Genomic DNA, 13,500 nt, shown 5'->3' on the forward strand with positions numbered 1-13,500 from the left:
AGCCTCCTCACTCCCCGTCACCTCGCTTCCGCAACAAGCTTCTTCGCCCCCGTCATGATCGCCACCGCGTCCTCCATCGAATGCGACTGCGGGGTGATGACCCCGGCGCAGCCGCCGAGGCGTTGGATGTGGATGCGGTCGGCCACGTCGAAGACGTTGGGCATGTTGTGGCTGATCAGGATGACGCCGAGGCCCTGGTCGCGCAGGTCGCGGACGAGTTTGAGGACCTGGCCGGTCTCGCGGACGCCCAGTGCGGCGGTGGGTTCGTCGAGGATGACGACCCGGCCGCCGAAGGCTCCCGCGCGGGCGACGGCCACCGACTGGCGCTGGCCGCCGGAGAGCGTCTCCACGGCCTGGTTGATGTTCTGCAGGGTGCTGATGCCCAACCGCTTGATGTGGTCGGCCGCCTGACGCTTCATCTCGCCGGTGTCGAGCATGCGGAACACCGAGCCGAGCACACCCTTGCGGCGGATCTCGCGAGCGAGGAACAGGTTGCTCGCGATGTCCAGCGCCGGGGCCACGGCGAGGGTCTGGTAGACCGTCTCGATGCCGGCCTCGCGGGCGTCCTGCGGGCGTTTGAAGTTCACCTCGGAGCCGTCGACCAGGATGCTGCCCTGGTCCGGGACGAGCGCCCCGGAGAGACACTTGATCAGGGTGGACTTGCCGGCGCCGTTGTCGCCGATGACGGCGAGGACCTCGCCGGGGTAGAGCGTGAGGTCGACGTCGTTCAGGCCGACCACCCGGCCGAAGACCTTGACCAGGCCCTTGGCCTCGAGAACGGGGGCGGAGGTGGGGGTGGGTGTGGGTGTGGGCGCAGTCGTCATGCCTTCACGCTCCTTATCCACTGGTCGACGGAGACAGCCGCGATCACCAGCACGCCGACCGTCAGGACTTGGTAGTTGGGGTCGATCCCGGCCAGCGCCAGGCCGTTGACGAAGACCTGGACGATGAGCGCGCCGATCAACGAGCCGAGCACCACGCCCCGTCCGCCGAACAGGCTGGTGCCGCCGATGACAACCGCGGTGATGGACTGCAGGTTGGCGTTGAGGCCGCTGTTCGGGTCGCCGCCGCCGACCCGGCCGACCAGGATCCAGGCGCCCACCGCGATGGCGAAGCCGCCGACCACATACGCGCTCAGCAGGACCCGGTTGACGGAGATGCCGGCGAGCCGGGCTGCCTCGATGTCGTCGCCCACGGCGTACAGGTGCCGGCCCCAGGCGGTGTAGCGCAGCGCGTAGCCGATCACCGCGTACAGGGCGATCATGAGCAGGACGCCGGTGGTCAGGTTCAACTGCCCGATGGAGACCGTGTCCGCGCTCCACATGAGGATGTTGCCGGGCTGCAGCGAGACAGTCTGGCCCTTGGCGTAGATGAGCGTGATCGCGGTGAAGATGCTGAGGGTGCCGAGCGTGACGATGAACGGTGGCAGCTTGATCTTCGTCACCAGCAGCCCGTTGACGGCCTGCGCGGCGATCGCTACGGCCGCTCCCGCGAGCAGGGCCAGCACGCCCGGCACGCCGTTGTCCGCGACGAGCTTCGACATCAGCAGCGAGGCCAGCACCATGACCGCGCCGATGGACAGGTCGATGCCGGCGGTGAGGATGATGACGGTCTGGCCGACGGCCAACGAGCCGATGACGGCCACCTGTTGGGCGACGAGCGACAGGTTCTGCAGCGCGTAGAAGCGGTCGTTGATGAGGGAGAACACGATGGCGGCGAGCACCAGGACGATCGCCGGGCTGAGTGCCGGCTGACGGTGCAGCACCGACTGGATGCGTTGGGCCGGCGTGGCGGGCCGGTTGAGGAAGTCCTCCGCCGGCGCCGGTGTCGCTTCACTGTCCACGTGGGTGGTGGTCACAGGGGGTCCTTCCGGTTCGTTCCCTCGTGCAAGGCTTCGTACGGGACTTGGTGCCGGCCTGCGTACGGGACTTCACGCCGACCTTCGTACGGGCTCGTCGACTCGTACGGTGCGGATGCGCCGCCGGTGCCATGACGGCTACCGGCACCGGCAGCCCACCCGACCGACCAGCCGGCCGATCAACCAACCAACCGACCGGATCAGCTCCCCCAGCAGGCGGAAGCCGCCTGCTCCGGCGACTGCACCGTCAGCCCCCCAAGCGCCTTCGCCGCGACCAGCGCGGTCCCGGTGTCGTAGAACGACTTGCCGTTCGTGACACTCGGCTTGCTGCCGCCGCGGGCCAGCTTCGCGATGGAGCTGACACCGAGGGCCGCCATCTTCCCCGGGTACTGCACGGCGTCGGCCGCGAACTTGCCGCTGGTGACGTTCTTCAGGCCCGAGCAGCTGCCGTCGATCGCGTAGATCGCGACGCTCTTCTCCTTGCCCGCCGCCTTCAGCGCGTTGTACGCGCCCTCGCCCGCCGGCTCGTTGATGGCGTAGACGACGTTGATGTCCGGGTTGGCCGACAGACAGTTCTCCATCGCGGTGCGGCCGCCGTCGATGGCGCCCTGGGTCGGCTGGTGGCAGGCGATCTTGTACGTGCCGCCCTTGCCGCCGGTGTACTTCCCGGACTTGGCCTCCTTGCCGTTCTCGGTCTTGCTGCCCGGGTCGATGCCCATGCCCTCCAGGAAGCCGTGGTCACGGTCGATGTCCACCGAGACGACCTGGTTGTTGAACAGGTCGAGCATGGCGATGACCGCGGGCTTGCCGTCCAGGGCCGCCGCCGCGTACTGGCCGTCGAGCTTGCCCGCCTGCTCGTTGTCGGTCGCGTAGGTGATGTCCGCGACGTTCGCCGGGTTCGGTGCGGTGTCCAGGGCGATCACGAAGAGGCCGGCCTGCTTGGCGCGCTTCAGCGCGGTGTTCACCGCGTCGCCGTTGGTGGTGATCAGGATGCCCTTGTCGCCGCGCGAGACGGCGTTGTCGATGGCGGTGATCTGGGTCTGGGTGTCGCCGTCCGACGTTCCCGCCGCCACCGTGAGGCTCACCTTGTCCTTGGTGGCCTGCGTCTTGGCGTCCTTCTCCATGCTCACGAAGTACGGGTTGCTCAGCGTCTTCAGGATCAGTGACACGCCCACCTTCCCGCTGCCGGACGACGAGGAGCTGGAGTCGGAGGAACCGCAGGCCGCGAGGGTGGCGCCGAGGCAGAGGGTGACGCCGACGGCTGCCGCCCGGGTGCGCCGACTGCGGAGGCCCGATGCCTGGGTGGAGGAGAGGTTCATGACGTGGTTCATGACGTGATCCCTTTCGAGCCGGCCCTTGGTCGACGCTGAGACAACGTTGACTCGACGGGATAGTGGGCCCGTATGGACGAGCGCGTCAAGACACTGGTAAACATGCGTCGGCAACGAGTCGGTAACGCGCAATCAGGGGGAGACAACGATGACTCAGGGCGAGCCGCCGTCCCCGTCCCCCCGCAGCCGCCCCACGATGCGCGAGGTCGCGGCACTTGCGGGCGTCGCCATCAAGACGGTCTCGCGCGTGGTCAACGAGGTGCCCACCGTCGATCCGGCCATCGTCGCCCGGGTGCGGGAGGCGGCCGACAAACTGGGCTACCGGCCCAACCTGACCGCCAGCAGTCTGCGCCGCGGGGACGGCCGTACGGCCACGATCGGGATGCTCGTCGAGGACTCGGCGAACCCCTTCTCGGCGGCCCTGAGCCGCACCGTCGAGAACGTGGCGCGCGAGCGCGGAGTGCTCGTGCTGGTCGGAAGCCTCGACGAAGACCCGGCCCGGGAACGGGAGTTGGCCCGCGCCCTCATCGATCGGCGGGTCGACGGCCTGGTGATCGTGCCGGCCGGCCGTGACCACAGCTATCTGATCAGCGAGCAGCGGTCGGGCACCTGCCTGGTCTTCGTCGACCGCGAGCCCAGCCTGCTCGACGCGGACACCGTCCTCTCCGACAACCGGCAGGGCGCCGTCACCGCCGTCAACCACCTGCTGAAGGCCGGCCACCGCCGCATCGCCTACCTCGGCGACCGCGCGACCATCTCCACCGCCGCCCAGCGTTTCGACGGTTACCGGCACGCCCTGGAGGTCGGGCACATCGAGTACGACGACGAGATCGTCCGGCACACCGGGGCCAGCGAGGAATCCGCGATCACCGCGACCGAGCGGCTCCTGGCGCTGCCGAACCCGCCCACCGCGCTGTTCACCAGCCAGAACGTCGTCACGATAGGAGCCGTACGCGCCCTGCGCGCCCTCGGTCTACAAGACACCGTCGCCCACGTGGGCTTCGACGACTTCCCCCTGGCCGACATCCTCAGCCCGGGGATCTCCGTCATCGCCCAGGACGTCGAGCAGTTGGGCAGGACGGCCGCCGAGATGCTCTTCCGCAGACTGGACGGCGACCGCTCCCCCACCCGCGCCGTCACCATTCCGACCCGGCTGATCGAGCGGGGATCGGGCGAGATCACGGCACTCGCGCCATCACCGAGGGCGTCGATCTGACGGTCTCCCGGAAGCCGTCCTACGGCCGACGGGAACTTCGGGAACCGTATTGCCCAGTGCGGCCCTGTGTTCGACGGCAGACATGTCAGGATGATGATCTGACAGCCACTGACCAAGACGGAGCCTGGCCCCATGACCTCTCCCAGCGGGGACGGCAGTGGCGCGCAGCCACTGATCATCGACACCAGCAAGCCCCACCCGGCACGGATGTACGACTACTTCCTCGGCGGCAAGGACAACTATCCGGTCGACCGGGACGCCGCCGAGCAGTTCATCAAGGCGGCGCCTGAGGTGCGGGAGGGCGTGCGGGCCAACCGGAGCTTCATGCACCGGGCCGTCCGGCATGTGGTGGAGGAGGGCGGGGTCCGGCAGATCATCGACATCGGGACCGGGCTGCCCACCGAGCCGAACGTGCACCAGATCGCGCACGCCGTCGCCCCGGACACGCGGATCGTCTACGTCGACAACGACCCGATCGTCAGCACCCACTCGATGGCCCTCATGGAGGACAGCGACACCTCGGTCATCCTGGCCGACCTGCGCGACCCCCGCTCGATCCTCGACCACCCCGAGGTGCGCGAGGCCATCGACTTCGACCGGCCGGTCGCGGTCCTGCTGGTCGCCGTCGTCCACTTCCTGTCCGACGAGGGTGACGACCCCTACGGCATCGTCGCCACCCTGCGCGACGCGCTGCCGGCCGGTTCCTACCTCGTCCTGTCGCACGCCACGGGCGACGTCCACGAGGACGGCCGGCACGACGCGGCCTCCGTCTACAACCGGGCCACCGCCACCCTCAACCTCCGCTCACACGCCCAAGTCCTGGACTTCTTCGGCGACTTCACCCTCGTCGACCCGGGCCTGGTCCGCGTCACCCACTGGCGCCCCGAGGAGACTCCGGCCCCCGGCGCCGCGCCGATCGGCATCTACGGCGGGGTGGCCCGCAAGGACGCCTAACGATCCGACCGGAACGACGACTCAAGGACAGCCTCGCGCAGGAAGTCGGCCAACAGGGCCGTCACCTCAACCGGCCTTTCCAGGCTGGGGAGATGACCGGCCCACGGCAGTTCGACGTGCCGGGTGTCGGCGAACAGGTCCGGGAGCCGGGCCGCGATCAGCCGGAAATCGGCGAGGTCGCGGCCACCGGACACGGCGAGACACGGCGCCTCGACCGCCGCGAGATCGACCTCCACCTTGTTCCGCCCGGCCCCCTCGGGAGCGGCCAACTGCACGTCGAAAGCCCGCCGTTGCATCCCCCGCACCGCCTCCCGGGCCGCCTCGTCGGCGTCCGGCCCGAGCCAGGTCTCCACGTTCAGTTCTACGGCCCCGTCGACATCGCCCGCCTCCAGCAACTCGTCCTCCCGCTGGCCGAACTCCCGTAGCGCATCGGTGGGTTGATGCCCCGGCAGCCCGCCGCACAACAACACCATGGCGGTGACCCGTTCCGGACGGCGCGCGGCGATCTCCACGGCGACTTCTCCGCCGTACGAGGAGGCGATCAGGGCGGCCCGCTCGATACCGAGGGTGTCCAGCAGGTCGAGTACGTCCTCGGCGTCGTTGTGCCGCCGGTCGGGCAAGGGAGTCTCGCCGAAGCCGCGGAAGTCGGGGCGCACCACCCGGTATCCGGCGTCGACCAGGGCCGCCCACTGCGGATCCCACATCCTCCGGTCACACACCCCGGAGTGCAGCAGCACCAGGGCGGGGCCGTCGCCGGTCGCGTCGTAGTCGTACTCAAGAGTCATGCGGGCGACCCTAGGGGGCGAGGGACAGAAGCGCCCTTGGTTTTCCGGCAACGGCGACGGCACCGACGTCCACGCCCACGCCCGGCGATCAGTCGCCGATGGTGATCGTCCTGCCCTGCCGGGCCGGCAACGAGAAGCCCAGCACGGTGCTCGTGTCGCGCAGGGTTTCCGGGAGGGCTCCGGCGGCGCCGATGCCACGGGCGCGTTCGAGACGTTGCGGGCGGGTCAGGGTGAGACCGAAGTCCTTGGCGAGACCGGCGCCGTCCAGCAAGTCGCAGAGGAACAGCATGTGTTCGTCGAGGGGTACGTGTTCGGCACGGACGGCGCGGACGCCGTTGAGCAGGGCGGCGCGGAGGGCGGGGTCCGGGTAATGGCGGGTTCTGGTGAGGAGGGCGCCGGGTCTGTGGCGCAGTACGCCCCGCTCGGTGAGTGCGGTGGTGTGCAGTGCGAGCGCTTCCCGGCCGCGTTCTCTGAGCCAGCGGGTCACTGTCAGAGGGCGGGGGACGAGGGTGGCGGTACGGGTGTGTAACGCGGAGAGCAGGTCGTCCGCCCAAGTAAGGCCTGTGCCAGGCGGGTTGGGCATGGTGGGCGCGTTGGGCCTCAGCTCGATCTCGCCTCGCAGCCGGTAGACCTCCAGGCCCAGTTTTCTGGTCTTCCGCGGTCTGACCAACAACCGTCTACGCAGAGCCAGTTCACCGAGTTCCGCCGCCGCGCAACCGGCCGCCGTCTGCGCGGAGTTGGGCACCCTGCCGTTCTCCCCGTACGACAACAGGGCGAACTCCTCGGGCAGGGACAGGCGTTGGAGCGGTGCGGGTCCGAACATGCGGTGCATTCTGCATGGCGGGGCGGCCGTCCGGGGTCAGGTCGCGGCACCGGGCAGGTCGAACCACACCGCCTTGCCCTCCGGGCGGGACGGGCCGTCGTACGGTACGGCGACGCCGTGGCCCCAGCTGCCGCGGGTGAGTGGAGCCGGATGGAACGAACTCAGGGGTGCATGACGATCTTCCCCACGTGCTCCCTGCGAGCCAGTTCTTCCTGCGCCTGAGCAGCCTGGTCCAAAGGGAAGGTCGCGGCGACGACGGGCTGGACCTCGGCCCGGCGGGCCAGGTCCATGAGGAGGTCGAAGTGTGTGGGCGTGTGCATCGAGGACCCGACGACCTGGGCGTTGTGCAGGTACAGGCGGCGCACGTCGAAGGTCACGTCGTATCCGCCGAGTGCGCCGGCGATGACCCACCGGCCCCCTTCGCACAGCAACGGCAGCCCCTCGCCGACCAGTTCACCGGCCACGACGTCGAGGGCGACGTCGATGCCCTCCGGGGCGGCGGTGCGGATCTGCTCGGCGACGTCTCCCGCGCGGTCGATGACTTCGTGCGCGCCCGCTTCGCGCACCGCGTCGATCTTGGTTCCGCTGCTGATGGCGAGCACCCTCGCGCCGCGCGCGCGGGCGATCTGCACCAGCGCGAGGCCGACGCCGCCGGACGCTCCCGAGACCAGGGCGGTCTCCCCCTTCCGCAACTGGCCCCGCTCGATCATGCCCAGCGCCGTGCCGTAGGCGGTCGGCAACGCCGCGAGCTGGTCGTCCGTGAGCGGGGATTCCGTCACGTCATGCACGCGCTCCACCGGCGCTGTCACGTACTCGGCGTATCCGCCGTCGCGTTCGCTCCCCATCAGGCCCACCGGGTTGGCGTCCGGTCCGTCGGTGTCGTAGATCGCGGGGTCGACGACCACCCGGCGTCCGACGAGGCTCCCCTCCACCCCGGTCCCGACGGCCACGACGCGGCCGGCCACGTCAGCGCCCTGGATTCGCGGGAAGTCGATCGGGCCGCGCCAGCCCGACAGCGCCTTCGGGTCTCCCGGACGGCCGTAGGCGCCCTCCCGGGTCCACAGGTCGGTGTTGTTGAGGGCCACCGCGCCGACCTGGACCAGTACCTCTCCGGCCCGCGGGGCAGGGACGGCGACCTCCGCCGACTCAAGGACCTCCGGCCCTCCGTGCCCTGTGATCCGCACCGCTCGCATGAACCTGGGCGCACTCATCGCTCGAACCTCCTCGCAGGTATACTGATCAGTGAACATCTCTCACCGTACACCGATCAGTGAAGGGGCCTGCAGTGCAGGAAGCGCGGCCTTTGACCCCGGCCGGCCGCCGCATCGTGGCGGCCGCGGAGGAGCTGTTCTACGACCGCGGAATCACAGCGGTCGGTGTGGATCTGATCGCCGAGCACTCAGGGGTGACCAAGCGGACCCTGTACAACCAGTTCGGTTCGAAAGACCACCTCGTCGCGGCTTATCTCACGGGCCGCGACCAGCGCTGGCGGTCAGTGGTCCGTGCGGCCGTCGACGCCGGTGACACTCCCGTCGAGGCCGTCACCGCCCCCTTCGAGGCACTGCGGACCTGGTGCGAGACCAACACCCGCGGCTGCGCCTTCATCAACGCACTCGCCGAACTCCCCGACCCCGCCCATCCCGCACACCTCATCGCCGCGAACCAGAAACTCTGGCTCCTGAACCTGTTCAAGGAACTCGCCGTCGCGGCGGGCTGCGCACACCCGGCCACCCTCGCCACCCAACTCCTCGTACTGCACGAGGGCGCTCTCGCCACACAGCCCCTCCCCCTCGACACCCTCGCGGAGAGCACCGCCCTGGCACGAGCCCTGGTCCGAACCGGCACATCGCCCCACCGCTAGCCGGGAAAATGCAGAGCAAGCCAGGCCCCCGTAGTCACCCCCAGTGCACCCGCCATTCACGTCCCCCGCGAACCATGCGCCTCATGAGACGTGTCACTCCCGCCCTGGTCCTCGGCATGACCGCGCTGCTGGCCACCCCGTTCGCCGCCCAGGCCGCCCCCGGCAACAGCGGCGGCTACGGCAACGCCCACACCGACAGCTTCGGCACCAAGGCCGTGTACGCGCCGGAGCAGAACTCCCGCTCGTACCAGAAGGTCCCGGCCGGATTCACCCCCGTCTTCACCGAGAACGTGTCCCGGCACGGATCCCGTTCCGCGACCGACAGTTCGGACGGCGACCTGATCCTCGCGCTCCTGGACAAGGCCCAGGCCGAGGGGCAACTCACCGCGAAGGGGCGGGAGTTCGGGCCGAAGGCGCAGGCCCTCGAAGCCGCCATGAGCACCGTCGGGTACGGCGACCTCAGCGCGCGCGGCAAGGAGGAGATCCACGACACCGCCGTACGGATGGCGAAGCGGCTGCCGACCCTCTTCGCGTCGATCGCGAAGAACAAGGAGCCCATAGATGTGGTCAGTTCGGGGCAGGGGCGTGCCGTCGACAGCGCCAATCTCTACGGCGCCGCCCTCGCCCAGACCGACCCCGACCTGACCTCCCTCATCGGCACGACCCGTACCGACAAGGACCTCCTCTACTTCCACAAGGCCGACGGCGGTGCCGCCTACCGCGACTACATCGCCAACGACAAGCGCCTCGCGACCACCCTCACGTCCGTCACCGACCAGCCGAAGACCCACCGCGCCGCCCGCGACGTACTGAAGAAGCTCTTCAAGCCCGCGTTCGTGGACCGGATCACCGCGGGCGAGTTCTCGTCGATCGGCACGGACGTCGAGGCCGCCACGGCCGTCTACAACCTGTACGCCATCGCCCCCGCGATGAGCGAGGAGAGCCCGGACGGCAAGGGCTGGGGCATGGACCGGTACATCTCGGCGGCCGACGCCGACTGGTTCGGGTACATCTCCGACGCCGAGGACTTCTACGAGAAGGGACCCGGCTTCGCGGACAGCGACATCACGTACAAGATGGCGAACGTCCTGCTCGACGACTTCTTCAAGAAGGCCGAGGCCAAGCGCGACGGCACCGGCGATCTCGGCGCCGAACTCCGGTTCACCCACGCCGAGGAGATCATCCCGCTGGCCGCACTGATGGGCCTGCCGGGCAGCACGAAGGGCGTCACCACGGCCAAGCCGTACACCTACGGCAGCAACCCGTGGCGGGGCGCGGCCGTCGCACCCCTCGGCTCGAACATCCAGTGGGACGTCTTCCGCAAGGGCAACACCTACCTCGTCCGCATGCTCTACAACGAGAAGGAGACGGCGTTCAAGGCCGGCTGCCGTCCCGTCTCGAAGGGCAGCAAGTTCTACGATCTGAGCGAGCTGGAGCGCTGCTTCGGGCGTACGACGACCTCGAACGGCTGACCCAGCGGCTGATCAACTCCCGTCACCGACACCGGCGTTACGACGGCCCCGCGCTTCCCCAGGCGCGGGCCACCGCCGCCCCGAACAGCCGCCCGCTCATCCCGGCCCGCCGGTACGCGGCGACCGCGGCCGTGTTGTCCGCGTCCACCATCAACGCGGCCCGCCCGTACTCCCGTACGAGGGCGGCTACGACGAACCGTGAGACGGCCGCTCCCAGGCCCCGCCCTCGCGCCTCCGGACGCGTCACGACCCCGGCCATGAAGCCGCAACCGGCCCCCGACCACGCGTCTCCGGCCACCGCCAGCAACGTGCCGGCGCCGTCGGGGTCGTAGGCCCCGGCCCAACGGCGTGTTCCGGGGCGGCCGGGCTGGGCGTAGGAGTCGGGGAAGCAGTGGTCGAAGACCGTCGCCGCTTCCTTCTCGCCTCTCCCGTCGAGCCACGCAACTCCCTCCGGTACATCGGACGGCGGGGCCGTCGTCTCCATCCACAGGAACTCGGGTCCGGCGGCGGCCGTCAGCCCGGGGGTCCCGCGTACCAGCGCGGCGATCAACTCCGCGTCCCCGAACGGGCGGTAGCCCGGTCCGGTCGCCGCCAGAACCTCGTCCCGTACGAGAACGAGGGCGTCCTCCTCCTTCCCGTCGACCGCGATCCGGTCCCGGCCGGAGAGGGCGGGGCTGACCACCGCCGTCGCCGAGCCGTGGCGGAAGACTCGTACGCCGGGCCCGAGTTGGCCCTCGGGCCGCAGTTGCGCGGCCCAGAGCAGGTGTCCTACGGCGTCCCTGTCGTCGAGTCCGTCAGCCTCGGCCACGTGCGCCCGGCCCCGGCTCCACCACGCCGCCCACCGTGAACCCGATCACCGAGCCGCCGCCGTCCCGCCGTAGCGCGAACGGTGCTCCGCCGTGGGCCAGGGCCACCTCGCGGACGATCGAGAGGCCGAGGCCCGAGCCGGGGAGAGAACGGGCGTCCGCCGCGCGGTAGAAGCGGTCGAAGATGCGGAAGAGGTCGGTCTCGGAGACTCCGGGGCCTCGGTCGAGGACTTCGACGCGGACCGTGCCGGGGCGGGCCGGGCCCGAGACCGCGATCTCGATCGGGGTCTGGCCCGCGCGGTCGAACTTGGCCGCGTTCTCGACCAGGTTGGAGATCGCGCGCTGGAGCATGCCGGGGCGGCCGTCGGTCGTCGTGTCGCCGCTCGCGCGGACGGTGATGTCGCGGCCGGTGCGGCGCCGGGCGAGGCCCGCCACGTCCTCCGCGATGTCGGCGAGGTCGACCTGCTGAGGCGGTTCGGTGTCGGACTGGCCGGCCGCCAGATCCACCAACTCGTTGACCAGGTCGGTGAGTTCGCGGGCTTCCTGACTCAGGTCCGCCACCAGTTCCTCACGGGTGGAGGGGGGCAGCTCGTCCATGCGCCGGAGCAGGGAGATGTTGGTACGGAGGGAGGTCAGCGGGGTGCGGAGCTCGTGGCCCGCGTCCTGGATCAGGCGGCGCTGGTCCTCCTCCGACTGCGCGAGGCGGCCGAGCATCCGGTCGAAGGCCCTGCCCAGGCGGCCCACCTCGTCGTAGCCGGTGACGGGGACCTGGACGCCGAGCCTGCGGGTGCGGGCCACGTCCTCGGCCGCCGCGGTGAGGATGATCAGGCGGTGGGTGATACGCCGCGCCAGCCACCAGCCGCACAGCCCGGCGAGCACGACCACCGCGGCCATCAGCACGAACGTCCGCTGCTGCAACGCCCGCAGCAGATCCTCCGTGTCGCTGAACTCCTGCGCGACCTGCACCGCGCCCCGCCCCTGGCCGAGCGAGACGGTCGCGATGCGGTACACGTCCTCGGCGACGGCGACGTCCTTGTGCTCCGCCGTCTTCCCGGCCACCCGGTCGCCCGCGATCGCCCGGTCGTCGCCGGTGACGGGCAGCGCCGGGCTGCCGCTGTCGAGGACACCGCCGTCCCGCCCGAGCACCTGCACATCCGTACGGGCCGGCCGCACGATGTCGTGGCCGGGCGCGGAGGAGGAGAAGTCCTCGGTCGTCATCCGGTGCGTCCGCACCTCGTCCTGCAGATCCTGGACGACCTGGTCGAACACGGACTCCTGGTCGACCCGGACCAGCCGGGCCGCCGCGCCGTACGACAGCACGCCGACGAGGAGCGTCACGGCGGCGGTCACCGCCGCGAAGGACAGCACGAACGTGGTGCGGAGCGAGGCCAGCCTGGGCCGCCGGCTCACCACCAGCCGCCGCAGGCGTGCGCCCACTCAGTCCTCCCGCAGCACGTAACCCACGCCGCGCACCGTGTGGATCAGCTGCGGCGCGCCGGGCTCGTCGAGCTTGCGGCGCAGGTAGCCGACGTAGACGGCGAGGTTCTTGGAGCCGGGGCCGAAGTCGTAGCCCCAGATGCGGTCGTAGATCGTGGAGTGGTCGAGGACGATGCCCGCGTTGCGCACGAGCAGTTCGAGGAGCTCGAACTCGGTCCGGGTCAGCTCCAGTTCGCGCTCGTCGCGCCAGACGCGGCGGGCCTGGAGGTCCATCCGGAGGCCGGCCGCCGCGATCTGCTTGTCGGAGGGGGCGAAGGCCGACGAGGAGTACGGCTGCGGTCCGTCCCTCAGTACGTCGGCGGCGCCGGACGAGCCGGGGATTCCGGCGGTTCCGGGGACGCCGTTCGCCGGGACCGGGCTGGTGCGGCGGAGCAGGGCGCGGAGCCTCGCGAAGACCTCCTCGACGTCGAAGGGCTTCACCACGTAGTCGTCGGCGCCCGCGTCCAGGCCCGCGATGCGGTCGGCGGTCTCCACGAGTGCCGTCAGCATGAGGATCGGGGTGCGGTCGCCCTCGGCGCGCAGTACCCGGCAGACCTGGAGGCCGTCGATGCCGGGCATCATCACGTCGAGAAGCAGCACGTCCGGTGGGGTGCGGTGGGCCTGCGCGAGCGCCTCGACACCGTCGGCGACCGCGGTCACCTGGTAGCCCTCCAGGGTCAGGGCCCGCTCCAGGGCATGACGGATGGCACGGTCGTCTTCGGCGAGCAGCACAGTCTGGGGCACGCTACCCAGTGTGCCAAGGCCTCCGGCGGTTGGCCGGTGGGGGCAGGTCTACGATCACCCTTTTTACCTGGCTCTCACCGAGGTGGGCGCAACCTGGGTTTAGCTCCTACCGTCTTCTCACGGTCGGGTGTGGCGGGCTGGGGCGGGGTTGGGGCGGGCGTACCTGGGGGCTGC

General features: G+C 70.3%; 13 protein-coding genes. 4 read left to right on the forward strand and 9 right to left on the reverse strand.

Annotation, left to right across the window (positions count from 1 at the left end; genetic code table 11):
- Nucleotides 1–17 precede the first annotated feature (17 nt).
- From SPR02S_RS32940 to SPR02S_RS32950, 3 genes are all read right to left on the reverse strand, one after another.
- Nucleotides 18–824 (reverse strand): ATP-binding cassette domain-containing protein, encoded by an 807-nt coding sequence (locus SPR02S_RS32940; RefSeq protein ID WP_019061293.1) that lies wholly within the window; start codon nt 822–824, stop codon nt 18–20.
- Nucleotides 821–1,858, reverse strand: coding sequence for an ABC transporter permease (locus SPR02S_RS32945; RefSeq protein WP_019061294.1), 1,038 nt, complete (start codon nt 1,856–1,858; stop codon nt 821–823). The genes SPR02S_RS32940 and SPR02S_RS32945 overlap by 4 nt, the downstream gene beginning before the upstream one ends.
- Nucleotides 1,859–2,058: 200 nt before the next feature.
- Nucleotides 2,059–3,189, reverse strand: coding sequence for a substrate-binding domain-containing protein (locus SPR02S_RS32950; RefSeq protein WP_019061295.1), 1,131 nt, complete (start codon nt 3,187–3,189; stop codon nt 2,059–2,061).
- A 148-nt stretch (nt 3,190–3,337) separates the two neighbouring features.
- Between SPR02S_RS32950 and SPR02S_RS32955 the strand changes: the two genes are divergently transcribed.
- Nucleotides 3,338–4,405 (forward strand): LacI family DNA-binding transcriptional regulator, encoded by a 1,068-nt coding sequence (locus tag SPR02S_RS32955; RefSeq protein WP_019061296.1) that lies wholly within the window; start codon nt 3,338–3,340, stop codon nt 4,403–4,405.
- A gap of 132 nt (nt 4,406–4,537) precedes the next feature.
- Nucleotides 4,538–5,359, forward strand: a complete 822-nt coding sequence (locus SPR02S_RS32960) for an SAM-dependent methyltransferase (protein ID WP_019061297.1) — start codon at nt 4,538–4,540, stop codon at nt 5,357–5,359.
- Here SPR02S_RS32960 and SPR02S_RS32965 read toward each other — a convergent pair.
- The 3 genes from SPR02S_RS32965 to SPR02S_RS32975 all read right to left on the reverse strand — a co-directional run bounded on the left by SPR02S_RS32965 (nt 5,356) and on the right by SPR02S_RS32975 (nt 8,178).
- Nucleotides 5,356–6,144 (reverse strand): alpha/beta fold hydrolase, encoded by a 789-nt coding sequence (locus tag SPR02S_RS32965; RefSeq protein ID WP_019061298.1) that lies wholly within the window; start codon nt 6,142–6,144, stop codon nt 5,356–5,358. The two genes, SPR02S_RS32960 and SPR02S_RS32965, sit on opposite strands and share 4 nt — an antisense overlap.
- An 88-nt stretch (nt 6,145–6,232) precedes the next feature.
- Entirely contained in the window at nt 6,233–6,967 is a 735-nt protein-coding gene (locus SPR02S_RS32970; RefSeq protein WP_245607657.1) for a GPP34 family phosphoprotein, read from the reverse strand.
- Between the two features lie 161 nt (nt 6,968–7,128).
- Entirely contained in the window at nt 7,129–8,178 is a 1,050-nt protein-coding gene (locus SPR02S_RS32975; RefSeq protein ID WP_026151071.1) for a zinc-binding dehydrogenase, read from the reverse strand.
- 74 nt (nt 8,179–8,252) lie between these two features.
- Between SPR02S_RS32975 and SPR02S_RS32980 the strand changes: the two genes are divergently transcribed.
- Nucleotides 8,253–8,828 carry a TetR/AcrR family transcriptional regulator gene (locus SPR02S_RS32980; protein WP_043258634.1) on the forward strand — a complete coding sequence of 192 codons (576 nt, stop codon included), beginning with the start codon at nt 8,253–8,255 and terminating at the stop codon, nt 8,826–8,828.
- Between the two features lie 83 nt (nt 8,829–8,911).
- Nucleotides 8,912–10,300, forward strand: coding sequence for a histidine-type phosphatase (locus SPR02S_RS32985; protein ID WP_019061302.1), 1,389 nt, complete (start codon nt 8,912–8,914; stop codon nt 10,298–10,300).
- A gap of 37 nt (nt 10,301–10,337) precedes the next feature.
- Here the strand turns inward: SPR02S_RS32985 and SPR02S_RS32990 are convergent, their stop codons facing one another.
- The 3 genes from SPR02S_RS32990 to SPR02S_RS33000 are packed head-to-tail and all read right to left on the reverse strand — an operon-like array spanning nt 10,338 to nt 13,326.
- Nucleotides 10,338–11,108 (reverse strand): GNAT family N-acetyltransferase, encoded by a 771-nt coding sequence (locus SPR02S_RS32990; protein WP_019061303.1) that lies wholly within the window; start codon nt 11,106–11,108, stop codon nt 10,338–10,340.
- Nucleotides 11,095–12,543 carry a HAMP domain-containing sensor histidine kinase gene (locus tag SPR02S_RS32995; protein WP_019061304.1) on the reverse strand — a complete coding sequence of 483 codons (1,449 nt, stop codon included), beginning with the start codon at nt 12,541–12,543 and terminating at the stop codon, nt 11,095–11,097. Before SPR02S_RS32995 ends, SPR02S_RS32990 begins: the two co-directional genes overlap by 14 nt.
- Nucleotides 12,544–13,326: a response regulator transcription factor gene (locus tag SPR02S_RS33000; RefSeq protein WP_078623077.1), complete on the reverse strand. Its 783-nt coding sequence runs from the start codon at nt 13,324–13,326 to the stop codon at nt 12,544–12,546.
- Nucleotides 13,327–13,500: the final 174 nt, after the last annotated feature.

It is taken from the genome of Streptomyces prunicolor NBRC 13075, assembly GCF_000367365.1.
Taxonomy (GTDB): Bacteria; Actinomycetota; Actinomycetes; order Streptomycetales; family Streptomycetaceae; genus Streptomyces; species Streptomyces prunicolor.

Coding starts and splice junctions, on each gene's coding strand:
- SPR02S_RS32940 (WP_019061293.1), bottom strand. CDS start 824: ATGACGACTGCGCCCACACCCACACCCACCCCCACCTCCGCCCCCGTT.
- SPR02S_RS32950 (WP_019061295.1), bottom strand. CDS start 3,189: ATGAACCACGTCATGAACCTCTCCTCCACCCAGGCATCGGGCCTCCGC.
- SPR02S_RS32955 (WP_019061296.1), top strand. CDS start 3,338: ATGACTCAGGGCGAGCCGCCGTCCCCGTCCCCCCGCAGCCGCCCCACG.
- SPR02S_RS32960 (WP_019061297.1), top strand. CDS start 4,538: ATGACCTCTCCCAGCGGGGACGGCAGTGGCGCGCAGCCACTGATCATC.
- SPR02S_RS32965 (WP_019061298.1), bottom strand. CDS start 6,144: ATGACTCTTGAGTACGACTACGACGCGACCGGCGACGGCCCCGCCCTG.
- SPR02S_RS32970 (WP_245607657.1), bottom strand. CDS start 6,967: ATGTTCGGACCCGCACCGCTCCAACGCCTGTCCCTGCCCGAGGAGTTC.
- SPR02S_RS32975 (WP_026151071.1), bottom strand. CDS start 8,178: ATGAGTGCGCCCAGGTTCATGCGAGCGGTGCGGATCACAGGGCACGGA.
- SPR02S_RS32985 (WP_019061302.1), top strand. CDS start 8,912: ATGAGACGTGTCACTCCCGCCCTGGTCCTCGGCATGACCGCGCTGCTG.